Consider the following 26,392-nt stretch of genomic DNA (forward strand, 5'->3'; position numbering starts at 1 on the left):
AATGACGAAGCCCGACGACAACACCCAGAAGCTCGCGCAGGCGTTGCGTGTCTCGCTCAAAGAGACGGAGCGGTTGCGGGCCCGCAACCGCAAGCTCGACGCCGCCCTTCGCGAACCCATCGCGATCGTGGGTATGGCGTGTCGTTATCCGGGCGGTGTCGGCTCTCCCGAGGACCTCTGGCGGCTGGTCGCGGACGGGACCGACGCGACGTCGGAGTTCCCCGTGAATCGTGGCTGGGATACCGACCGTCTCTACGATCCCACCGGCGAGGCGCCGAACAGCACCTATACCCGCGCGGGTGGATTCCTGCACTCCGCAGGGGAATTCGATCCGGCGTTCTTCAATATCAGTCCCAATGAAGCCGCCATGATGGATCCCCAGCAGTTCCTACTGCTGGAAACCTCGTGGGAGGCGTTCGAGCGGGCCGGTGTCGATCCTCGTTCGTTGCGGGGCAGCCGAACCGGTGTGTACGTCGGGATGATGTATCACGACTATCCGGCGAACGCGAATTCGGGTTCTATTGCCTCCGGCCGGGTTTCGTATGTCTTCGGGCTGGAGGGGCCGTCGGTCACCGTCGATACGGCGTGCTCGTCGTCGCTGGTGGCGATGCATTCGGCCGCGCAGTCGTTGCGGTCGGGTGAGTGTGATCTGGCGTTGGCCGGTGGTGTCGCGGTGATGGCAACCCCGGAGACGTTTGTGGAGTTCTCTCGCCAGCGGGGGTTGTCGCCGGACGGGCGATGCAAGTCCTTCTCGGATAGCGCCGATGGTGTGGGTTGGTCCGAGGGCGTTGGTGTGTTGGTGTTGGAGCGGTTGTCCGATGCGCAGCGCAATGGCCATCGGATTCTTGCGGTGATTGCTGGTTCGGCGGTGAATCAGGATGGTGCGTCGAATGGTTTGACCGCGCCGAATGGTCCGTCGCAGCGTCGGGTGATCCGGCAGGCGTTGACGAACGCGGGTGTCTCCACAACCGATGTTGATGTGGTGGAAGCCCATGGCACCGGTACGACATTGGGTGATCCGATCGAGGCGCAGGCACTGCTGGCCACCTATGGCCAAGACCGTGATCCGGATCGTCCGTTGTGGTTGGGGTCGTTGAAGTCCAACATCGGTCACGCGCAGGCCGCCGCGGGTGTCGGTGGTGTGATCAAGATGGTGATGGCGATGCGCCATGGCGTGCTGCCGCGGACCCTGCATGTGGATCGGCCGTCTACGAAGGTGGATTGGTCCGAAGGTCATGTGCGGTTGCTGACCGAGGCGGTGGCGTGGCCGGAGACAGATCGGCCGCGTCGGGCGGGTGTGTCCTCGTTCGGGATCAGCGGGACGAACGCGCACGTCATCATCGAACAGGCTCCGCAGGTCGCGGAGCAGGCTCCGGCGGAGTCGGTGCCGGTGGTCGAAGCCGCAGCGGTGGGTGGGGTGTTGCCGTGGGTGCTTTCGGCGCGTAACGGCGCGGCTCTTGCCGGTCAGGCGGCCCGTCTGGGTTCCCACGTGGCCGAGAACGACTTGCGTCCCGTTGATGTCGGGTTCTCGCTGGCATCGACTCGCGGTGTGTTCGAGCATCGTGCGGTTGTTCTGGCCGAGGGTGGTGATGAACTGCTCGCGGGAGTGCGGGCGCTGGCTTCGGGTGAGCAGGCACCGGGTGTGGTGTCCGGTCGTGTGGTGGCGGGTTCGACGGGTGTGGTGTTTTCCGGTCAGGGTGCGCAGTGGGCGGGTATGGCGGACCAGTTGCGTGCGGCGTATCCGGTGTTCGCCGAGGCTTTCGATGCGATCGTCGCTGAGCTGGATCCGCTTCTGGAGCAGCATGTTTCGCTGAGTGATGCGTTGGTCGACGATGCTGTGGTCGATCGGACGGTGTTCGCGCAGGCGGGGTTGTTCGCGTTCGAGGTGGCGTTGTTCCGGCTGCTCGAATCCTCGGGAGTGCGGCCCGACGTGGTGGCCGGGCATTCGATCGGCGAGATCGCTGCCGCGCATGTGGCCGGGGTGATGTCCTTGGCGGATGCGTGTGTGTTGGTGGCGGCGCGTGGCCGGTTGATGCAGGCGCTGCCTGCCGGTGGGGCGATGGTTGCTGTCGGTGCTTCGGAAGCCGATGTGCTGCCCTTGCTGGCCGGTGGGGTTTCGATTGCGGCGGTCAACGGTCCGTCGTCGGTGGTGCTCTCCGGTGTGGAAGCTGATGTCGATGTTGTGGTCGATCGTTGTGTCGAACAGGGTTGGCGGACGCATCGGTTGCGGGTCTCGCACGCTTTCCACTCCGCGGCGATGGAGCCGATGCTTGCCGAATTCGCCTCGGCTATCGAGGGTTTGACGTTCACACGTCCGAACATCGCGTTGGTGTCGACGGTGACCGGTGTACGGGTCACCGACGAGATGTCGGATCCGTCGTACTGGGTCGGTCAGGTCAGGGACACCGTCCGGTTCGCCGACGCGGTCACCACGATGGCGGATATGGGCGTGACCCGGTTCGCCGAGGTCGGACCCGACGCGGTGCTCACCCCGATGATCACCCAGATCACGGACGACTCGCAGGCGGTCGCGGTGGTGGCCTTGGCGCGTCGAGGTAATGCCGATGCGTCGGCCGTGCTGGCCGGGGTGGCCGGGTTGTTCGTCTCCGGCGCCGAGGTGGACTGGGCCGGGTTCTACTCCGGGGCTCAGCGAATCGACCTGCCCACCTATGCCTTCCAGCACGAACGGTTCTGGCTCGACGCCAAGCAGATGTTGGCGCAGTCGTGGCTGGGCGCCGGGCTGGGTGGCGTCACCTCCGTCGGACTCGATGTCGTCGACCATCCTTTGCTCGGAGCCGTTGTGCCGCATCCGGAGTCGGGTGGGGTGAGCTTCACTGGGCGTTGGTCGGTGGATTCGGTGGAGTGGTTGGCCGACCACAGCGTGCTCGGCACGGTGTTGCTGCCGGGTACTGGTTTCGTGGAGCTGGCCAGTTATGTCGGCGGTCTGCTTGGCTGCCCCGTGGTGGACGAGCTCGTCCTGTACACGCCGTTGACACTGCCCGGCGCGGGCAATGTTTCGGTGCAGGTCGTGGTGGCCGCCGCTGACGAGGCGGGTCGTCGGCGGTTGAGCGTGCATTCCCGGCAGACGGCCGAGGGGCCGTGGTCGTTGCACGCCGAAGGCGTTCTCGCCCAAGGCGAAGTGGTCGCCGACTTCGATCTCGCCGAATGGCCGCCGACCGGTGCGCAGCCGTTGCCCATCGACGGCGCCTACGACGAACTGCTCGATGCCGGATACGGGTACGGGCCCTTCTTCCAGGGTTTGCGGGCGGCGTGGCACCGTGGCGACGAGCTGTTCGCCGAGGTCGCGCTACCGGATCCGCGGGACGCCGAGGCCTTCGGCATCCATCCCGCGCTGTTCGACTCGGCCCTGCACGCCGGAATCGTCCATGCCCGCCGCGGTGGTGATGGCGGTTCCCCGGCACTGCCGTTCACCTGGAACAGGGTGGTACTGCATGCGGCGGGCGCTGCCGCGGTGCGAGTGCGAATCATGCGGCAAGGCAATCAGATCGGTCTCCAGATGGCCGATGAGCAGGGTCGGCCGGTGTTGTCGGTGGGCGCGTTGGTTTCCCGGCCGGTGTCGGCCGAACGTCTCGGCGCGGATCCGGTGGCGGAGGCGCTGTTCGGCGTGGCATGGGTCCCCGTGCCGCTGCCGACGGCGCAGCCGGGGCGCGTGGTGGTGCTCGGTTCCGGCCGGAGTTCCGGTGAGGTGCCGAGTTATGGCGATCTCGCGGCGTTGATCGGCGAGCTGGATGCGGCCCAGGACCCGGTTGTCCCCGAGATCGTGTTGCTCGAATGCCCCGACCACGATGGTGCTGCGCCGGAGGCCGCACGCGGGTTCGTCGCCGCGGTTCTCGACACGGTGCAACAGTGGCTGGCCGATTCGCGTTGGGCTGGTTCCCGTTTGGTCGTGCTAACCAGGCAGGCCGTGTCGGCCGCCGATGCGGAGCAGGTGGATCTGGGGCAGGCGCCGGTGTGGGGGCTGGTGCGCGCCGCGCAGGCCGAACACCCGGGTCGGTTCCAGCTCCTCGATCTGGATCACGACCCCGACCCGATCTCGGTCGCGGCGGCGGTGGCGACCGGGGAACCGGAGGCCGCGCTCCGCGGGACGACGCTGCTCGTGCCGCGTCTGACCCGGCATGCACCGGGCACGGTCGCGCGGTTGACCGAGCCCGGCACCGTGCTGGTGACCGGTGGCACCGGCGGTCTGGGTGCGGTGATCGCTCGGCATCTGGTCACCGAACACGATGTGCGCCATGTGCTTTTGACGTCGCGGCGTGGAGCGGATGCTCCCGGCGCGGCCGAGCTTCGCGCGGAGCTGTCCGAACTCGGCGCGCACGTGACCATCGCCGCGTGTGATGTCTCCGATCGCTCCGCGCTGACCGCGCTGTTGGACGGCATTTCCGACGAGCATCCGCTGGTGGGTGTGGTGCACGCGGCCGGAGCCGCCGACAACGGCGTGATCGAGTCGATCACGCCGGACCGGATCGACCGTGTGTTCCGGCCCAAGGTCGATGCCGCGTGGCATCTGCACGAACTCACCCGCGATCACTCGTTGTCGCTGTTCGTGCTGTTGGCCTCGGCGGGCGGCCTCGTGCTGGCCGCCGGTCAAGCCAACTACGCCGCGGCGAATGTCTTCCTGGATGCCCTCGCGGCCCACCGTCGCAGCGCGGGACTGCCCGCGACCGCTCTCGACTACGGCCTGTGGGCGAGATCGACCGGGCTCGGCGCCGAGCTCTCCGAGGACGACTTCGACCGGATGCGCAGGCAGGGCTTCCCGCCGCTGACCGAGGCCGACGCCCTCGCGCTGTTCGACGCGGCGATCGCCACCGACACCGCCCAGCTGGTTCCCCTCCGGGTCGATCCGGCCGTGCTCCGGACACGGGGCGAGGAGATCCCCGCCCTCCTGCGCGGGATCGCCCCGATCTCGATGCGCCGCCGGACTGGAACCCCGGCGGGCCGGGCCTTCGCGCGCAAGCTGGCCGGTCTCTCCGACGCCGACCGTGCCAGCGCCTTGCTGGACCTCGTCCGCTCGGTGGCCGCTGAAACCCTCGGTCACGCCACGATCGACGCCGTGGAACCGCAGCAGGCGTTCCAGCAGCTCGGGTTCGACTCGCTGAGCGCCATCGAGTTCCGCAACAAACTCAACACCGCGACCGGGCTGCAGCTACCGGCCACCCTCGTCTTCGATCATCCGAATCCGCAGATCGTCGCCGAGTTCATCGATTCCCAGCTCACCGGCACGAGCCAGGACATCGAGATCACCGCGAGCAGGACGGTCGCCGACGAGCCCATCGCCGTGGTGGCGATGAGCTGCCGCTACCCGGGTGGCATCGCCTCGCCGGAGGATCTGTGGCGGCTGGTCGTCTCCGGTGGCGACAGCACCGGTGAGATGCCGGTCGATCGTGGCTGGGACATCGAGCGCATCTACGACCCCGAGCCGGGCAAGGCGGGCAAGACCTACACCCGTCGTGGTGGGTTCCTTTACGACGCAGCGGAATTCGACGCGGACTTCTTCGGCATCAGCCCCAACGAAGCCACGATGATGGATCCCCAGCAGCGGTTGCTGCTGGAGGTCTCCTGGGAGGCGCTGGAACGCGCCGGCTTGGATCCTGCGGTACTGCGCGGCAGCGCCACCGGCGTGTTCACCGGTGTGATGTACCACGACTACGCCCAGGGCACCGGGACGGGTAGCAGCGCGGGCGGCAGCTTGGTGTCCGGTCGGGTGTCGTACGTGTTCGGTCTGGAGGGGCCGTCGGTCACCGTCGATACGGCGTGTTCGTCGTCGCTGGTGGCGATGCATCTGGCCGCGCAGTCGCTGCGGTCGGGGGAGTGCGATCTGGCGTTGGCCGGTGGTGTGGCGGTGATGGCCACCACCGACATGTTCCTCGAGTTCAGCAGGCAGCGCGGGATGGCGCCGGACGGGCGGTGCAAATCCTTCGCCGACAGCGCCGATGGTGTCGCCTGGTCCGAGGGTGCCGGTGTTCTGGTGTTGGAGCGGTTGTCCGACGCGCAGCGCAATGGTCACCAGGTTTTGGCGGTGATCGCTGGTTCGGCGGTGAATCAGGATGGTGCGTCGAATGGTTTGACCGCGCCGAACGGTCCGTCGCAGCGGCGGGTGATCCGGCAAGCCCTGGCCAATGCCGGGGTGTCGCCGGTGGACGTCGACGCGGTGGAAGCGCACGGCACCGGAACGACGTTGGGCGATCCGATCGAGGCGCAGGCGTTGCTGGCGACCTATGGCCAGGACCGGGATGCGGATCGTCCGTTGTGGTTGGGGTCGCTGAAATCCAACATCGGTCACGCGCAGGCCGCGGCCGGTGTGGGTGGTGTGATCAAGATGGTCATGGCAATGCAGCATGGCGTGCTGCCTCCGACCCTGCATGTGGATCAGCCCAGCAGCAAAGTCGATTGGACCGAAGGGCACATTCGGTTGCTGACCGAATCGGTGCCGTGGCCGGTGGTGGATCGGCCGCGCCGGGCCGGTGTGTCCTCCTTCGGGCTCAGCGGCACCAACGCGCACCTCATCGTCCAACAGGCGCCGGTGCCGGACTCGGCCCCGGTCGTGGAGCAGGCTCCGGTGGTCGACACCCTCCCGGGGGTGCTGCCGTGGGTGCTCTCGGCGCGCAGCGGTGCGGCGCTCGCCGGTCAGGCCACCCGTCTCGCGTCGCACGTCGACGACCACGACGCGGACCCGATCGACGTCGGTTTCTCGCTGATCACTTCGAGAGCGTTGTTCGACCATCGGGCCGTGGTGTTGGCGCCGGACCGCGACGGTCTGCGAGCGGGTGTCCAAGCGCTGGGTCGCGGCGAATCCGTTCCGGGTGTCGTGGCAGGTCGCGTGGTGGCGGGTTCGACCGGCCTGGTGTTTTCCGGTCAGGGTGCGCAGTGGGCCGGTATGGCCGACGAGTTGCGTGCGGCGTATCCGGTGTTCGCAGAGCACTTCGATGCGATCATCGCCGAGTTGGATTCGTCGCTGGGACAGTCGGTTTCGCTGAATGAAGCGTTGGCGAGCGGTGATCTGGTCGACCAGACGGTGTTCGCGCAGGCTGGGTTGTTCGCGTTCGAGGTGGCGTTGTTCCGGCTGCTCGAATCTTGGGGAGTGCTCCCCGATGTGGTGGCCGGTCATTCGATCGGTGAGGTCGCTGCGGCGCATGTGGCGGGTGTGTTGTCGCTGGCGGATGCCTGTGTGCTGGTGGCGGCTCGTGGCCGGTTGATGCAGGCGTTGCCCGCGGGTGGGGCGATGGTTGCTGTCGGTGCGTCGGAGGCCGATGTGCTGGCATTGTTCGCCGGTGAGCTGGCGGGCGGGGTGTCGATCGCGGCGGTCAATGGTCCGTCGTCGGTGGTGCTCTCCGGCGTGGAAGCCGATGTTTCCGCTGTGGTCGATCGTTGTGTCGAGCGTGGTTGGCGGACGCATCGGTTGCGGGTTTCGCACGCTTTCCACTCGGCGTCGATGGAGCCGATGCTCGCCGAATTCGCTTCGGCAATCGAAGGTTTGACGTTCACCCGTCCGTCCATCGCGTTGGTGTCGACGGTGACCGGTGCGCGAGTCGGCGACGAGATGTCCGACCCGTCGTACTGGGTCGGTCAGGTGCGCGACACGGTGCGCTTCGCCGATGCGGTCACCACGATGGTCGGGAGCGGAGTCACCCGGTTCGCCGAGGTCGGACCCGACGCCGTGCTCTTCGCGATGATCAACCAGATCCTTGATGGCGGAAGAGATCTCGCGGGCGCGGTGACGATGGTGGCGCTGGCGCGTCGGGATCATGCCGACCCGCTCACCGTATCGGCCGCCGTGGCCCGGCTGTTCGTCTCCGGCGCCGACGTGGACTGGGCCGCCCGGTACACCGGTACCGGCGCCCGGCGAATCGAGTTGCCCACCTACGCTTTCCAGCGTCGGCACTATTGGATGGCGCAAGCGTCGGACGGCGGTGACGCCAAGGCGCTGGGTCTCGTCGCCACCGGACACCCCTTGGCCGCGGTGGTCGTCTCGCAACCGGACTCCGATGCCGTAACCCTCACCGGCCGCCTGTCGGCGCAGGCGCAGCCTTGGCTGGCCGATCACCGGGTGCTGGACACCGTGTTGTTCCCCGGTACCGGTTTCGTCGAGCTCGCCCTGCACGCCGGCGAACAGGTCGGCTGCTCCAGCCTGGCGGAGCTGGTCCTGCGTGCCCCGCTGGTGCTGTCGGAGTCGGCCGGGGTCGCGGTGCGCGTTGTCGTCGACGCCGCGGACGCGGCGGGTCGTCGCGCGGTACGGATCTTCTCCCACCCCGATGACGACGTCGACACGGCGCGGTCGTGGACGTTGAACGCCGAAGGTGTGCTCGCACCGGGAATCGACAGCGCCGCAGTGGATCTGGCGTCTTGGCCGCCCGCCGATGCCACCGCCGTCGATATCGATGGCGTCTACGACCTTCTCGACGAGCAGGGCTATCACTACGGCCCGGTGTTCCAGGCGTTGCGGTCGGTGTGGCGGGGAACCGGCGGGATCTACGCCGAGATCGAGCTGCCCGAACAAGCGCGCTCCGAGGCGCGGCGGTTCGGCCTGCACCCGGCGTTGCTCGATGCCGCCTTGCACGCCTTGTCTTTCGCGGGCGACGGGCCCGTGCCGGAGGCCGGGGTCGGCCTGCCGTTCGAGTGGTCCGGCGTGACCGTGCATGCGGCCGGGGCCGACGCGCTGCGCGTTCGGCTGACCCGTGTAGGCGAGCGCGGTGTCGCTCTGGATTTGGCGGACATGACGGGCGCCCCGGTCGCGACGGTGCGACACCTGGCATCTCGGCCGATCGATCCAGCGCAGCTCACTGCGGGGACGTCCCTCGCCAGAAGCGCGGTGTTCCAAGTCGATTGGACGCCGATCTCGGTCTCCGAAGTCGAGGTCGGCGCGGTGGCGTGGGCGGATCTCGGCGAGCGGGTGCCGCGGGCGGTGCTGCTGGAGTGCCCGACGGGTAACGATCCCGCCGCCATTCATGCCGCGACGCATGACGTCCTCGAGGTGTTGCAGTCCTGGACGGCAGCGGATCGGTTCGCCGAATCGGTTCTCGTGGTCCAAACGACCGGCGCGGTATCGGTAGCCGGGGAGGACATCACGAACCTGGCCGGTGCCGCGGTGGGTGGTCTCGTTCGTTCCGCGCAAGCCGAAAACCCCGGCCGTATCGTGCTGATCGACATCGGTGCAGCTGACCGCGGTGCTGAATTCGGCGGGCTGCTCGGTGGGATTCTGGCCGCGGGCGAACCTCAGGTGGCCGTGCGCGACGGGCAAGTGCATGCCGCGCGCCTGGGCCGGGTTTCGGCTCCGGCAACCGAAGCGGCCGAGAGTTGGTCTTTCGGGCCGGACGACACCGTTCTGGTCACCGGTGCGAGTGGTTCGCTCGGTGGGTTGTTCGCTCGGCATCTGGTCGACGCGCATGGTGTGCGGCGGCTGTTGTTGGTGAGCAGGCGTGGTGAATCCGCTTCCGGTGCCGCTGAATTGCGCACGGAGCTACATGGTTTGGGCGCCGAGGTCGAGTTCGTCGCCTGCGATGTCGCCGATCGTGACGCGCTGGCGCGGGTTCTCGCCAACGTGCCTGCCGCGCACCCGCTGACCGGCGTGTTCCACCTGGCCGGTGTGCTCGATGACGGTGCCATCGCCTCGCTGACCCCGGCTCGGATGGACACGGTGCTGGGGCCCAAGGTCGATGCTGCGCTGCATCTGCACGAGCTGACCGCTGATCTGCCGTTGCAGGCCTTCGTGTTGTTCAGTTCGGTGGCGGGTGCGTTCGGTGGCGCGGGCCAGGGCAACTATGCCGCGGCCAATGCGTGCTTGGACGCGTTGGCGGCGCACCGCAGGGCTTCCGGTCGCCGCGGTGTGTCGCTGGCGTGGGGATTGTGGGACGGAGGTATGGCGGGCGAGCTCAGCGAGGTCGACCGGCAGCGCATGTCGCGGTCGGGCATGCTGCCGATCTCGGAGGAGCAGGGCCGCGCGCTGTTCGACGCCGCCAGCCGGATCGACGCCGCCACGCTCCTGCTCGCCCGACTGGATTTGGATGCCTTGCGCGGCAACGGGTTCGACACGCCCACGCTCCTCTCCGGTCTGATCCCGCAGCGCCGTAAGGCGGTCTCCGGTGCCGCCAAGGCGTTGCGTGCTCGGTTGGCGAGCACTCCGGACAGCGAACGCTTCGGTGTGCTGGTCGGGATCGTGCGCAGCCAGGTCGCCGCGACGCTGGGGCACCAGAACGCGAACGCGGTCGACGCCGACAAGGCGTTCAGCGAGCTGGGTTTCGACTCGATCACCGCGATCGAGTTCCGTAACGCGCTCGGGACCGCCACCGGTCTGCAGCTGCCCGCGACGCTGGTGTTCGACTACCCGACACCGCAGACCTTGGCCAAGTACCTGGCCGACGAGCTCACCGGCACCGGCCAGGACATCGAGATCAGCGCAGGCAAGACTGTCGACGACGACCCGATCGCCGTGGTGGCGATGGCTTGTCGCTATCCCGGTGGGGTCGCCTCGCCGGAAGACCTGTGGAATCTGGTCGTTTCGGGCGTGGATACCACCGGTGAGTTGCCGGTGGATCGCGGCTGGGATATCGAGGGCATCTACGATCCGGAGCCCGGCAAGGTCGGTAAGACCTACACGCGTCAGGGTGGGTTCCTCTACAGCGCAGCCGATTTCGACGCCGAGTTCTTCGGCATCAGCCCCAACGAGGCCACGGCGATGGATCCCCAGCAGCGGTTGCTGCTGGAGACGTCGTGGGAGGCTTTGGAGCGCGCCGGTGTGGATCCGGCCGCGCTGCGCGGCAGTTCGACCGGGGTGTTCACCGGCATGATGTACCACGACTACGCCCAGGGCAGCGGCAACAGCGCAGCCGGGAGTCTGGTGTCCGGGCGGGTGTCGTACGTGTTCGGCCTGGAAGGGCCGTCGGTCACCGTGGACACGGCGTGCTCGTCGTCGTTGGTGGCGATGCATTTGGCCGCGCAGTCGTTGCGGTCGGGGGAGTGCGATCTGGCGTTGGCCGGTGGTGTCGCGGTGATGGCGACACCCGAGATCTTTGTGGAGTTCAGCAGGCAACGGGGATTGTCGCCGGACGGGCGATGCAAGTCCTTCTCCGATACGGCCGATGGTGTCGGCTGGTCCGAAGGCGCCGGTGTGTTGGTGCTGGAACGCCTGTCCGACGCGCACCGCAATGGTCACCAGGTTTTGGCGGTGATCGCTGGTTCGGCGGTGAATCAGGATGGTGCGTCGAATGGTTTGACCGCGCCGAACGGTCCGTCGCAACGGCGGGTGATCCGCCGAGCCCTTGCGAACGCGGGAGTCTCTCCGACCGAGGTCGATGTGGTGGAAGCCCATGGCACCGGTACGACGTTGGGTGATCCGATCGAAGCCCAGGCGCTGCTGGCCACCTATGGACAGGATCGCGACGCGGATCGTCCACTGTGGTTGGGGTCGTTGAAGTCCAACATCGGTCACACTCAGGCCGCCGCGGGTGTGGGTGGTGTGATCAAGATGGTCATGGCGATGCGCCACGGCGTGCTGCCGCGGACGCTGCACGTCGACCAGCCCAGCACCAAGGTCGATTGGAGCGAGGGGCATGTCCGGTTGCTGACCGAGCAGGTGGCGTGGCCGGAGACCGATCGGCCGCGTCGGGCCGGTGTGTCCTCGTTCGGTATCAGCGGGACGAACGCTCACCTCATCCTGGAGCAGGCTCCGATCGTGGCACCGGCGCCGGTGGAGTCGGCGCCGGTGGTCGAGTCGGTTCCGGGTGTGGTGCCGTGGGTGGTTTCGGCGCGCAGCGGTGCGGCTCTTGCCGGTCAGGCCGGGCGTCTGGCGTCGTATGTGGCCGAGCACGACGTGGATCCGGTGGATGTCGGTTTCTCGTTGGCGTCGACGCGCGGTGTGTTCGAGCATCGTGCGGTTGTTCTGGCCGAGGGTGGTGATGAACTGCTCGCGGGAGTGCGGGCGCTGGCTTCGGGTGAGCAGGCACCGGGTGTGGTGTCCGGTCGTGTGGTGGCGGGTTCGACGGGTGTGGTGTTTTCCGGTCAGGGTGCGCAGTGGGCCGGTATGGCCGACGAGTTGCGTGCGGCGTATCCGGTGTTCGCCGAAGCTTTCGACGCGATCGTTGCTGAGCTGGAACCCCTGCTGGGGCAGTCCGTTTCGCTGGGTGAGGCGCTGTCGTCGGAGGATCTGGTCGACCAGACGGTGTTCGCCCAGGCTGGCTTGTTCGCGTTCGAGGTGGCGTTGTTCCGGCTGCTGGAGTCGTGGGGTGTGCGGCCGGATGTGGTGGCCGGGCATTCGATCGGTGAGGTCGCTGCTGCGCATGTGGCTGGTGTGTTGTCGTTGGCGGATGCGTGTGTGTTGGTGGCGGCGCGTGGTCGGTTGATGCAGGCTCTGCCCGCTGGTGGGGCGATGGTTGCGGTTGGTGCGTCGGAAGCTGATGTGCTGGCGTTGCTGGACGGTGGGCTGGCGGCCGGTGTTTCGATCGCGGCTGTGAATGGTCCGTCGTCGGTGGTGTTGTCCGGTGTAGAGGACGACGTCGTGACCGTCGCTGAGGCGTGTGCCGAACGCGGCTGGCGCACAAGCAGGTTGCGAGTTTCACATGCCTTCCATTCGGCATCGATGGAGCCGATGCTCAATGACTTCGCTTCGGCTATCGAGGGTTTGACGTTCACACGTCCGAACATCGCGTTGGTGTCTTCGGTGACCGGTGCGCGGGTCACCGACGAGATGTGTGCTCCGTCGTACTGGGTCGGTCAGGTTCGTGACACGGTGCGTTTCGCCGATGCGGTCGCGACGATGGCGGACACCGGTGTGACCCGGTTCGCCGAGGTCGGACCGGACGCCGTGTTGGCTCCGATGATCGCCCAGACTCTCGACGAGCGCCGAGCGAGCGCGGACGCATCGGGTGCGACTGTGGTGGCGTTGGCGCGCCGCGACCATGCCGACCCTGCCACGGTGCTGGGTGCGGTGGCCGAGCTGTTCGTCTCCGGTGCCGAGGTGGACTGGGCCGGTCTGTATGCCGGTGCCGGTGCTCGACGAACCGACTTGCCCACCTACGCTTTCCAGCGTCGCCGCTATTGGGCCGAAGGGTCCGCCGCCGGGGGTAATGCCCGGGCGATGGGTCTCGTCGCCACCGGGCACCCGCTTGTCTCAGTGATCGTCTCGCAACCGGACTCCGACGCGGTGACTCTCACCGGTCGCCTGTCGGTGCCGACGCACCCGTGGCTGGCCGATCACACGGTTGTGGACACCGTGCTGCTTCCCGGCACCGGCTTGGTCGAACTCGCCTTGTACGCAGGGGAACAGGTCGGCTGTTCGACCCTCGAGGAACTGGTCCTGCAAGCCCCGGTGACACTGTCGGAGTCGACCGGGGTCGCGGTGCGCGTCGTGGTCGACGCCGAGGGCGAGGCCGGCCGTCGCGCGGTGCGGATCTTCTCCCGGCCCGACGACGGTGTCGATGCCGTGGCGTCGTGGACGCTGCATGCCGCGGGCATGCTCGCGTCCGGAGTCGACGGCTCGGCCGTGGATCTGGTGCAGTGGCCGCCCGCCGGTGCGGTCGCGGTCGATGTCGAAGGGGTTTACGAGTCCCTCGATGCGCAGGGCTATCACTACGGTCCGGTGTTCCAGGCGTTGCGGTCGGTGTGGCGGGGATCCGACGGGTCGCTGTATGCCGAGGTCGTCTTGCCCGAGCAGGCTCGATCCGAGGCGGAACGGTTCGGACTGCATCCCGCACTGCTCGACGCCGCCTTGCACGCTCTGCGTTTCGCCGACGACACCTCGGCGGATGGAACCGGTCTGGCGTTGCCGTTCGAGTGGTCCGGTGTCACCGTGCACGCGGCCGGGGCCGACGCGTTGCGAGTTCGGCTCACCCGCGTCGGCGAGCACGGTGTGGCACTGGATTTGGCGGACACGACGGGTGCCGCCGTGGCGACGGTACGGCATTTGGCGACTCGGCCGATCGATCCCGCGCAGCTCGCTGTCGGCGGATCCGCCGTCGGTAATGCGTTGTTCCAGATCGGCTGGACACCGATCGCGGTGCGTGCGGCCGAAGTCACCGCGGTCGCGTGGGCGGCGCTCGGTGCGCAGGTTCCGCAGGTGGTGGTGTTCGACTGCCCGACGGGCAACGATGCCGCCGCTATCCGTGCCGCGACGCACGAGGTGCTCGAGGTAGTGCAGTCCTGGATCGCGGATCAACGGTTCGGTGAGTCGGTGCTCGTCGTCCGGACCAGCGGTGCTGTCTCGGTGGCCGGGGAAGACATCACGAACTTGGCCGGTGCGGCCGTGTGTGGTCTGGTTCGGTCCGCGCAGGCGGAGAACCCTGGCCGGATCGTGTTGGTCGACACCGATTCCGAACTCGACGGACTGCTGGGCGGAATCGTCGCCGCGGCCGAACCGCAGGTGGCGGTGCGTGCGGGGCAAGTACACGGTGCGCGCCTCGGCCGGATCGCCGCGCCGACGGCAGCTGCGGGCGAAGGTTCCGCCGCGGCTGTGAGCGCGTCTTTCGGTCCGGACGACACCGTTCTGCTCACCGGTGCGAGTGGTTCGCTCGGTGGGGTGTTCGCTCGGCACTTGGTCGACGCGCATGGTGTGCGGCGGCTGTTGTTGGTGAGCAGGCGTGGTGAATCCGCGTCCGGTGCCGCTGAATTGCGGGCAGAGCTGGAGGGTTCGGGTGCGGAGGTCGAGTTCGTCGGCTGCGATGTCGCCGATCGTGACGCGCTGGCGCGGGTGCTCGCCAACGTGCCTGCCGCGCACCCGCTGACCGGCGTCTTCCACCTGGCCGGTGTGCTCGATGATGGTGCGATCGGTTCGCTCACCGCGGAGCGGTTGGATGCGGTGTTGGGTCCCAAGGTCGATGCGGCCCTGCATTTGCACGAGTTGACCGCTGATCTGCCGTTGAAGGCGTTCGTGTTGTTCAGTTCGGTGGCCGGTGCGTTCGGTAATGCCGGTCAGGGCAACTATGCCGCGGCCAACGCGTGCTTGGACGCTTTGGCGGCGCACCGCAGGGCCTCGGGCAGCCGCGGTATGTCGTTGGCCTGGGGATTGTGGGACGGGGGTATGGCCGCGGAACTCAGCGACCGGGACCGGCAGCGCATGTCTCGGTCGGGCATGCTGCCGATCTCGGAGGAGCAGGGTCTCGCGCTGTTCGATGCCGCGATCCAGTTGGACACGGCCGCCCCGGTCCTCGCACGTTTCGACCTCGACGCGATGCGCAATTCGAGATTGCCGGTGCCCCCGGTGTTTTCCGCGCTGATTCCGCAGCGCCGCAAGGCCGCCTCGGGTGCTTTCACGGCGCTTCGCGCGCGTTTGGCGAACACTCCCGACGAGGAACGTTTCGGTGTTCTAGTCGAGATCATCCGCGGACAGGTCGCGGCGATTCTCGGACATCAGGACGCGAATGCGATCGCGGCCGACAAGGCCTTCGGTGAGCTGGGCTTCGACTCGCTCGCCGCCGTGGAGTTCCGCAACGCGCTCAAAACCGTGACGGGCCTGCAACTACCCGCGACCCTGGTGTTCGACTACCCGACACCGCAGGCTCTGGCGAAGTATCTGGCCGACGAGTTCGCGGGCACCAGCCGGGAGGTCGAGGTCACCGCCAGCAGGGCGGTCGACGACGAGCCGATCGCCGTGGTCGGAATGGCCTGCCGTTACCCGGGTGGTGTCGCCTCACCCGAAGACCTGTGGACTCTGGTCATGTCGGGCGGCGACAGCACCGGTGAGTTGCCGACGGATCGTGGCTGGGACATCGACGATATCTACGATCCCGAACCCGGCAAGGCGGGCAAAACCTATACGCGCCGGGGTGGATTCCTCTACTCCGCAGCGGATTTCGACGCCGAGTTCTTCGGAATCAGCCCCAACGAGGCCACGGGGATGGATCCGCAACAGCGGCAGCTCCTGGAGACGACGTGGGAGGCGTTGGAGCGGGCCGGTGTGGATCCGGCGGTACTGCGCGGCAGTTCGACCGGGGTGTTCACCGGTGTGATGTACCACGACTACGGGCAGGGGAACGGTGGCAACGCCACCGGCAGCCTGGTGTCGGGTCGGATCGCCTACACGCTGGGGTTGGAAGGCCCGGCGGTGTCGGTGGATACGGCGTGTTCGTCGTCGCTGGTGGCGATGCATCTGGCCGCGCAGTCGTTGCGGTCGGGTGAGTGCGATCTGGCGTTGGCCGGTGGTGTGGCGGTGATGGCCACCCCGGAGACGTTCGTGGAGTTCTCTCGCCAGCGCGGGTTGTCGCCGGACGGGCGGTGTAAGTCCTTCGCCGACGCGGCCGATGGTGTCGCCTGGTCCGAAGGTGCCGGTGTTCTGGTGTTGGAACGCTTGTCCGATGCTCAGCGCAATGGTCATCAGGTTCTCGCCGTGATCGCTGGTTCGGCGGTGAATCAGGATGGTGCGTCGAATGGTTTGACCGCGCCGAATGGTCCGTCGCAGCGTCGGGTGATTCGCCAAGCCTTGGCGAACGCGGGGGTCTCCGCAACCGAGGTCGATGCGGTGGAGGCTCATGGCACCGGTACCACTTTGGGTGATCCGATCGAGGCCCAGGCGCTGCTGGCCACCTACGGGCAGGACCGGGATCCGGATCGTCCGTTGTGGTTGGGGTCGTTGAAGTCCAACATCGGTCACGCGCAGGCCGCCGCGGGTGTGGGCGGTGTGATCAAGATGGTCATGGCGATGCGCCATGGCGTGCTGCCCAAGACGCTGCACGTGGATCAGCCCTCTACGAAGGTGGATTGGTCCGAAGGCCATGTGCGGTTGCTGACGGAGCCGGTGGAGTGGCCGGTGGTGGATCGGCCGCGTCGGGCTGGTGTGTCCTCGTTCGGTATCAGCGGCACGAATGCGCACGTCATCCTGGAACAGCCCCCGGTGGTTGAGTCTGCTCCGGTGCCGGTTGTGCGGACGGTCCCGCCTGTGTTGCCGTGGGTGGTCTCGGCACGCAATAGCGATGCTCTTGCGGCTCAGGCCGATCGATTGATATCGCATGTGCGCGAGCATGATCCGCTCGATGTCGGCTTCTCGTTGGCCTCGACGCGCAGTGTTTTCGAGCATCGGGCCGTGGTGGTGGCCGAGGGTCGTGCCGATCTGCTGGCGGGTATGCGGGCATTGGCTGCTGGAGTGCAGTCGCCACATGTGGTGTCCGGTCGTGTGGTATCGGGTTCGACAGGTCTGGTGTTTTCCGGTCAGGGTGCGCAGTGGGCGGGTATGGCCGACCAGCTGCGTGCGGCGTATCCGGTGTTCGCCGAGCATTTCGATGCGATCGTCACCGAGTTGGAACCCGCCCTGGGGCAGTCGACTTCGCTGAGTGAAGCCTTGGCGAGCGATGACTTGGTCGACCAGACGGTGTTCGCGCAGGCCGGGTTGTTCGCCTTCGAGGTGGCGTTGTTCCGGCTGCTCGAATCCTGGGGTGTCCGAGCCGCTGTGGTGGCCGGTCACTCGATCGGCGAAATCGCCGCCGCACATGTGGCCGGAGTGATGTCGCTGGCGGATGCGTGTGTGCTGGTGGCGGCGCGTGGCCGGTTGATGCAGGCGTTGCCAGCCGGTGGGGCGATGGTCGCGGTCGGTGCGTCGGAGACCGATGTCCTGCCGCTACTCGAGGGCGGGGTGTCGATCGCGGCGGTGAACGGTCCGTCGTCGGTGGTGCTCTCCGGTGTCGAGGAGTCGGTCCTGCCGGTCGTCGAGGCATGCGCCGAGCGTGGTTGGCGGACGCATCGATTGCGGGTCTCGCACGCTTTCCACTCCGCGGCGATGGAGCCGATGCTCGCCGAATTCGCCTCGGCGATCAAGGGTTTGACGTTCACTCGCCCGAGCATCCCGCTGATCTCCACGGTGACCGGTGCCCGGATCGGCGACGAGATGTCGGATCCGTCGTATTGGGTCGGTCAAGTGCGCGACACCGTCCGCTTCGCCGACGCGGTCACCGCGATGGCGGCCATGGGTGTGACCCGGTTCGCCGAGGTCGGACCCGACGCCGTGCTCACCCCGATGACCGCCCAGGTCGTGGACCACACGACGGAGGGCACGGCTTGCACGGTGGTGGCGCTGGCGCGCCGCGACCAGACCGATGTGTCCACGGTGGTGGCCGGGGTCGCCGAGTTGTTCGTCTCCGGCGCCGAGGTGGACTGGGCCCGTTACTACACCGGCACCGCGGCACAACGAATCGACTTGCCCACCTACGCCTTCCAACATCGCCGCTACTGGGCCGAAGGGTCCGCCGGTAGCGGTGACGCGCGAGCCATGGGTTTCGTGGCCACCGGACACCCCCTGGCCTCGGTGGTCGTCACCCAACCGGACTCCGATGTGGTCGCCGTCAGTGGCAGGTTGTCGATGCGGACGCAGCCGTGGCTGGCCGATCACCGGGTCATGGACACCGTGGTGCTCCCCGGCACCGGTCTGGTCGAGCTCGCCCTGCACGCCGGCGAACAGGTCGGCTACTCGACCCTCGAGGAGTTGATCCTCCGAGCCCCGCTGACACTGTCGGAGTCGACCGGGGTCGCGGTGCGCGTTGTCGTCGACGCCGAGGACGAGACCGGCCGTCGCGCGGTGCGGATCTTCTCCCGCCCCGATGACGACGTCGACACGGTGTCGGCGCGGTCGTGGACATTGCATGCCGCGGGCATGCTCGCGTCCGGAGTCGACGGCTCGGCCGTGGATCTGGTGCAGTGGCCGCCCGCCGGTGCGGTCGCGGTCGATGTCGAAGGGGTTTACGAGTCCCTCGATGCGCAGGGCTATCACTACGGTCCGGTGTTCCAGGCGTTGCGGTCGGTGTGGCGGGGATCCGACGGGTCGCTGTATGCCGAGGTCGTCTTGCCCGAGCAGGCTCGATCCGAGGCGGAACGGTTCGGACTGCATCCCGCACTGCTCGACGCCGCCTTGCACGCTCTGCGTTTCGCCGACGACACCTCGGCGGATGGAACCGGTCTGGCGTTGCCGTTCGAGTGGTCCGGTGTCACGGTGCACGCGGCCGGGGCCGACGCGTTGCGAGTTCGGCTCACCCGTACCGGTGAACGCACGGTCGGTTTGGATCTTGCGGACATGACGGGTGCTCCGGTAGCCGTGGTGCGGCACTTGGCTTCCCGGCCCATCGATCCGGCGCAGCTCACCGCCGGGACACCCATCGAACGCACGGCGCTGTTCGACATCGGCTGGACACCGATCGCGGTGTCCGAAGCCGACCGCACCGTCCTGTCGTGGGCGGATCTGGGTGAGGAGAGCGAGCAGGTTCCGCAGGTGGTGGTGTTGGGGTGCCCGGCGGGCAACGATCCCACCGCGGTGCGTGCCGCGACCCACGAGGTACTGCGGGTGCTTCAGTCCTGGATCGCCGATCGGCGGTTCGGTGAGTCGGTGCTGGTGGTTCGGACCCGTGGTGCGGTATCCGTTGCCGGGGAGCACATTACGAACTTGGCCGGTGCGGCCGTGTGTGGTCTGGTTCGCTCCGCACAGGCGGAGAATCCCGGCCGGTTCGTGTTGATCGACACCGATTCCACGGCGGCCGATGCCGAATCCGGTGCGCTGCTGGGCGGAATCCTGGCTTCGGACGAACCTCAGGTGGCCGTGCGCGATGGGCAGGTATACGGTGCGCGACTCGCCCGAGTCGTCTCCACCGGCGCGACCCAGCCGGTGACCGACTCCTTCGATCCGGACGACACCGTTCTGATCACCGGTGCCAGCGGCTACCTGGGTGGATTGTTCGCCCGCCACCTGGTTGCCACGCGCGGTGTCCGGCGCTTGCTGCTGGTGAGCAGGCGCGGTGAATCCACTTCCGGCGCTGCGCAATTGCGTGCGGAGCTGGAGGGCTTGGGTGTCGAGGTCGGGTTCGTCGCTTGTGATGTCGCCGATCGTGGCGCGCTGGCGCAGGTGTTGGCCGACGTGCCCGCTGATCATCCGCTCGCGGGTGTGTTCCATCTGGCCGGTGTGCTCGACGATGGTGCGATCGGTTCACTCACCACGGAGCGGTTGGATGCGGTGTTGGGTCCCAAGGTCGATGCGGCCCTGCATTTGCACGAGCTGACCGCTGATCTGCCGTTGAAGGCGTTCGTGTTGTTCAGTTCGGTGGCCGGTGCGTTCGGTAATGCCGGTCAGGGCAACTATGCCGCGGCCAACGCGTGCTTGGACGCTTTGGCGGCCCACCGCAAGGCTTCCGGGCTGCCCGGCCAGTCGTACGCCTGGGGTCTGTGGAGCATGGACGGGGGTATGGCCGCGGAACTCAGCGACCGGGACCGGCACCGCATGTCTCGGTCGGGCATGCTGCCGCTCTCGGAAGAGCAAGGCCTCGCGCTGTTCGACGCGGCTACCGGGATCGACGCGGCGGCCCCCGTGCTGGCCCGCTTGGACCTGGATGCCGTGCGCAGCGCGGGATTCGCCGCTCCCGCACTGTTCTCCGGGCTGGTCCCGCAACGCAGGAAGGCGGCCTCCGGAGCGGCCACCGCCCTCCGCGCTCGGTTGGCGACCACGCCCGAGGGCGAACGTCTCGGTGTTCTGGTGGAGATCGTGCGCGGTCAGGTCGCGGCGATTCTGGGTCACCAGGACGTGAACGCCGTCGCTGCCGACAAGGCCTTCAACGAGCTGGGTTTCGATTCGATCAGCGGGATCGAGTTCCGCAACTCTCTCAACGACGTCACGGGTCTGCGATTGCCCGCGACGTTGGTGTTCGACTACCCGACACCGCAGGCGCTGGCGAAGTATCTGGCCGACGAGTTCGCGGGCATCAGCCGGGAGGTCGAGGTCACCGCCAGCAGGGCGGTCGACGACGACCCGATCGTCGTGGTCGGAATGGCCTGCCGCTATCCCGGCGGGGTCACTTCTCCCGAGGAGCTCTGGGAACTGGTTCACAGCGGTGGGGATGCGATATCGATGCTCCCCGTCGACCGCGGCTGGGATATCGAGGGGCTCTACGATCCGGAACCCGGCCGGGCGGGCAAGTCCTACACCCGGGAAGGCGGATTCCTGCACGCCGCAGCCGATTTCGACGCGGACTTCTTCGGGATCGGCCCGAACGAGGCCACGATCATGGATCCGCAACAGCGGCAACTGCTGGAAACGACATGGGAGGCGCTGGAGCGGGCCGGTGTGGATCCGGCTGCGCTGCGTGGCAGCTCGACCGGCGTGTTCACCGGTGTCATGTACCACGACTACGCCCAGGGCAGCGGGGGCAACGCGACCGGCAGCTTGGTCTCCGGCCGGATCGCCTACACGCTGGGGCTGGAAGGCCCCGCCGTCTCCGTGGATACGGCCTGCTCGTCCTCGCTGGTGGCGCTGCATCTGGCCGCGCAGTCGCTGCGGTCGGGTGAATCCGATCTGGCGTTGGCCGGTGGTGTCGCGGTGATGGCGACACCGGAGACGTTCGTGGAGTTCAGCAGGCAGCGGGGGTTGTCGCCGGATGGTCGGTGCAAGTCCTTCGCCGACGCGGCCGACGGTGTCGGCTGGGCCGAGGGCGCCGGTGTGCTGGTGCTGGAGCGGTTGTCCGATGCCCGCCGTAATGGTCATGAAGTGTTGGCGGTGATCGCTGGTTCGGCGGTGAATCAGGATGGTGCGTCGAATGGTTTGACCGCGCCGAACGGTCCGTCGCAGCGGCGAGTGATCCGGCAGGCGTTGGCCAATGCTGGGGTCTCGCCGGTCGAGGTCGACGCGGTGGAGGCCCACGGCACCGGAACGACGTTGGGCGATCCGATCGAGGCCCAAGCGCTGCTGGCCACCTACGGGCAGGACCGGGATGCGGATCGCCCGCTGTGGCTGGGATCGTTGAAGTCCAACATCGGTCATTCCCAGGCCGCTGCCGGTGTGGGCGGTGTGATCAAGATGGTCATGGCAATGCGCCATGGGGTGTTGCCCAAGACGCTGCACGTCGATCAGCCCTCCACGAAGGTCGATTGGTCGGAAGGCCATGTCCGGTTGCTGACCGAAGAGGTGGCGTGGCCGGAAACCGATCGGCCGCGTCGGGCCGGTGTGTCCTCGTTCGGTATCAGCGGCACCAACGCCCACGTCATCCTGGAGCAGCCCCCGGCCGTGGAGTCGGCGCCGGTGGTGAAGACCGATCCGGCGGGTGGCGTGCTGCCGTGGGTGATTTCGGCACGCAGTGGTGCGGCCCTCGCCGGTCAGGCCGCCCGCCTGGCCGCTCACGTGGCCGACGACGAACCGCACCCGATCGATGTCGGGTTCTCGCTGGCCAGTACCCGTGCCGAGTTCGACCATCGAGCCGTTGTCCTGGGCGGCGATCGCGACGATCTCCTCGCGGGCGTGCGGGCGCTGGCCGAGGACGTGCCGGCGCCCGGTGTGGTGACCGGTCGCGTGGTGCCCGGTTCGACCGGTCTGGTGTTCTCGGGTGGCGGTGCGCAGTGGGCCGGCATGGCCGCCGAGCTCCGGGTGTATCCGGAGTTCGCGGCGCACTTCGACGCGATCGTCACGCGCCTGGATCCGCTACTGGAACAGCCGGTTTCACTGAGTACCGCATTGACCGACGATGCCCTGATCGACAGGATCGTGTTCACCCAGGCGGGATTGTTCGCCTTCGAGGTGGCGTTGTACCGGCTGCTCGAAACCTGGGGCTTCCGCGCCGATGTGGTGGCCGGTCACTCGAACGGCGAGGTCGCCGCCGCGCATGTCGCGGGAGTGCTGTCGCTGGCGGATGCGTGTGCGCTGGTGGCCGCGCGCGGCCGGTTGATGCAGGCGCTGCCCGCCGGTGGCGCGATGGTCGCCATCGGCGCTTCGGAAGCCGAGGTGCTGCCGCTGCTGGCCGAGGGGGTGTCGATCGCCGCGATCAACGGTCCGTCCTCGGTGGTGCTCTCCGGTGTCGAAGCCGCGGTCCTCGCGGTTGCCCAGGCGTGCGCCGAGCGGGGTTGGCGGACGCATCGGTTGCGGATATCGCATGCCTCCCATTCGGCGCTGATGGAGCCGATGTTGGACGAATTCGCCACCGTGGTAAAGGGTTTGACGTTCGGCCGCCCGAGTATCGCGTTGGTGTCCACGGTGACCGGCGCTCGGATCGAGGACGAGATGACCGACCCTTCGTACTGGGTCGGGCAGGTTCGCAACTCGGTGCGGTTCGCCGACGCCGTCACCACGATGGCGGATATGGGCGTGACCCGGTTCGCCGAGGTCGGACCCGATGCGGTGCTGACCCCGATGGTCGCGCAAACCCTCGACACCGCGATCACGGTCGCTCTGGCCAAGCGCGACAACGCCGATCCCGTGACTCTGCTGACCGGACTCGCCCGGCTCTACGTCGCGGGCACGACGGTCGACTGGGCGGCGTACCACGCCGGTACCGGGGCGGCGAAGACGGATCTGCCGACGTACAGCTTCCAGCGCCGCCGCTTCTGGGTCACCGGCCAACTGCACGCCGGAGAGGCGCACACGCTCGGTCTGCGGTCCACCGACCATCCCATGCTCGGCGCGTTGGTGGCCCAGCCGGAGAGCGGGGGTGTCCGGTTCACCGGCCGCCTGTCCACGGCCACCCACCCCTGGCTGGCCGATCACGACGTGCGCGGCACCGTGCTGCTGCCCGGCACCGGATTCGTCGAGCTGGCCCTGCACGCCGGAGACCAGGTCGGCTGCCCGGAACTGGAGGAGCTCGCTCTGCTGGCGCCACTCGTGCTCCACGGGCACGGCGGTGTGCAAATCCAGGTGATCGCCGGTGCGGCGGCCGAGGACGGTCGCCGGCGGCTCGACATCTACTCCCGCAAGGACGATGACGATCCGTCGCTCCCGTGGAGCCACCATGCGGAAGGCACGGTGAGCCCGGGCCGGGAGACCGACGAAGCGGAAGGCTGGGCCGAGTTCGCGCAGTGGCCGCCGGTCGGCGCCGCGCCGGTGCCGCTGGGCGGCGCTTACGACGAACTCGCCGACAACGGGTACAACTACGGGCCCGCCTTCCAAGGTCTGGAAGCCCTCTGGCGGCGCGGCGAGGATCTCTTCGCCGAGGTTTCCCTCCCCGAGCAGACCGCTACCCAAGGCTATGGCGTCCATCCCGCGTTGCTCGACGCGGCGATGCACGCACTGGCCTTCAGCCATCCGCGGGGCGGGGACGAGGACGCCGAGCGTCCGATCCTCGTGCCGTTCGCGTGGTCCTCGGTGCGTCTGCACGCCGACGGCGCGCGGCGGGTGCGGGTTCGGTTGACCCCTCCGCAAGCGGGGACGGCCACCCTGGCGATGGCCGATTCTGCTGGGGCGCCGATGCTTTCGGTGCGGTCGCTCACCTTGCGCCCGCTGTCCGTCGAGCTGCTCGCCGCCTCGTCGCAGACCGCACCCGATGCGCTGTACGAGGTCACGTGGCGGCCCGGTCCGGAGCCGCGCTCCGTCGCGGAAATCACCTGGGCCGAATGGGGCGCGGCGGAGCCGGCCTCGGTCCTCCTCTTCCGGCCCCCGGTCGAGGGCGGTGACGCGCCGGTCCGGCTGCGCACGGCGGTGCACCGCACGCTCGGCGTCCTCCAGCGGTTTGCGAGCGAGGAACGTTACGCCGCAAGCACTCTCGCCGTGATCACCGAGAGCACGGCCGACCCGGCCGCGGCCGCGGTGTGGGGCCTGGTGCGGGCGGCGCAAGCGGAGAACTCGGGGCGGATCGTGCTCATCGAGGCACCTGCGGCGGCGACGGCGGAGCACCTGGTCGCGGCAGCGCTGACGGGCGAGCCGGAACTGAGCCTCCATGCGGAGGGGACAAGGGTGCCGCGGCTCGTCCGCGCCGCCGCACCCGAATCGCCGCGGCCGACACCCTGGGATGCCGAGCGGACCGTGCTGATCACCGGTGGTACCGGCGGCGTCGGCAGCTACCTCGCCAAGCACCTGGTGCGCGAGCACGGTGTGCGACACCTGCTGCTGGTCGGCCGACGTGGCCCGGCCGCCGCCGCGGATCTCGTCGCCGAACTCGCCGCTCTCGGCGCCGAGGCGCGCGTAGTCGCCTGCGACGTCGCGGACCGGGCGGCGCTGCGCGACCTGCTCGCCTCGATACCCGCCGAGCATCCGTTGGGTGCGGTCGTCCACGCGGCGGGCGTCACCGACAACGGGCTGATCGGCAACCTGACGCCGGAGCAGATCGACCACTGCCTCGGCGCCAAAGCCGACGCCGCCTGGTATTTGCACGAGCTCACCAGGGACGCGGGGCTCTCCGCCTTCGTGACGATCTCCTCGATGGCGGGCTTGGTGCCGCCCCCGGGCCAGGGCGGCTATGCGGCCGCCAACCTGTTCCTCGACGCGCTCGCGACGCACCGGCGCGCAGAGGGCCTGCCCGCAACCTCGCTCGCCTATGGCCTCTGGGACACCGACACCGGACTGACGCACGGGCTCGGCCAGGCCGACCGGCAGCGGATGCGCCGCAGCGGCGTAGGCTCCAAACGCACATTCTGGAGAACGTGGCGCGGCTGCTGGGGCACGACAGCGCCGAGGCGCTCGACCCCGAGCGGGACTTCCTCGAATCGGGATTCGACTCGCTGGCCGCCATGGAGCTGCGCACCGCGCTCAACGCTTCCACCGGCCTGACGCTGCCGACCGCCGCGATCTTCGATCACAAGACGCCGGCGGCGCTGGCCCGCTACCTGCGGAAGGAGCTCACCGCCGAGGCACCGGCCGACCACGAACCCGACGGTGTGGACGACTCGTTGTACGGGATGTTCCGTGGCGCGGTGGCATCCGGCCAGGCCGCCAAGGGGTTCGCTCTGTTGCGGGCGGTCGCGGAGCTGCGCGAGCAGTTCTCGTCGGCCGACGAACTGGACCGTCTGCCGGCGCCCACGCGGCTCGCCGCGGGCACCACCCTGCCGCGCATCATCTGCCTGGCGCCGCCGCTGGCCACCGGCGGCGCACACCAGTACGCGCGGATCGCATCGCACTTGCGCACGGCCCGTGATGTGCTGGCGCTGTCGCCGATCGGTTGCCGGACGGGCGAGCCACTGCCGACGACCGAGACGGCGGCCGTGGCGGCGATGGCGCGCTCCGTTCTGGAGGCGGCACAGGGAGATCCGTTCGTACTGGTCGGGTACTCCTCGGGCGGGCTGTTGGCCTACCGCGTCACCGAGCACCTGGAAGCGACCGGGGGCCCGGTGCCCACGGCGGTGGTCCTGTTGGACACCTACAAGGTGAACGTCGATGGTGAATGGCTGCTGCGGTCGATGGCCGAACACATGGTGTCGGCGCAGTCCACCTTCGGTCGCTTCGACCAGGCCCGGCTGACCGGCATGGGCCGGTACATGCAGTTCCTCCAGGAGATGGCGCCCGGCACCGTCACGACGCCGACGCTGTTCGTCCAGTGCGCCGAGAACTTCCTGGGGAGCTCGGCGGAGCAGGAGAACTGGCAGGCCGAACCGTGGGATGCGGCGCACACCGTGGTCTCGGTACCGGCCGACCACTTCACGATCCTGGAGGACGGGTCAGCGGAAGTGGCGGCGGCGATCGAGGATTGGCTCGAGAGCTAGAAACGACGACCGGGTGGGCGCCTGGCCC

Annotated in this window: 2 protein-coding genes; both read left to right on the forward strand. The window is 68.3% G+C overall.

Annotated features, from left to right (window positions below):
* Position 1 precedes the first annotated feature (1 nt).
* Entirely contained in the window at positions 2-25,435 is a 25,434-nt protein-coding gene (locus FB390_RS34220) for a type I polyketide synthase (RefSeq protein WP_246124001.1), read from the forward strand.
* The gene (locus FB390_RS33940; protein ID WP_246124285.1) at positions 25,318-26,364 is read left to right on the forward strand and encodes an alpha/beta fold hydrolase; all 1,047 of its coding nucleotides are present in this window, start codon (positions 25,318-25,320) and stop codon (positions 26,362-26,364) included. Before FB390_RS34220 ends, FB390_RS33940 begins: the two co-directional genes overlap by 118 nt.
* Positions 26,365-26,392 lie beyond the last annotated feature (28 nt).

This window comes from Nocardia bhagyanarayanae (assembly GCF_006716565.1).
Classification (GTDB): domain Bacteria; phylum Actinomycetota; class Actinomycetes; order Mycobacteriales; family Mycobacteriaceae; genus Nocardia; species Nocardia bhagyanarayanae.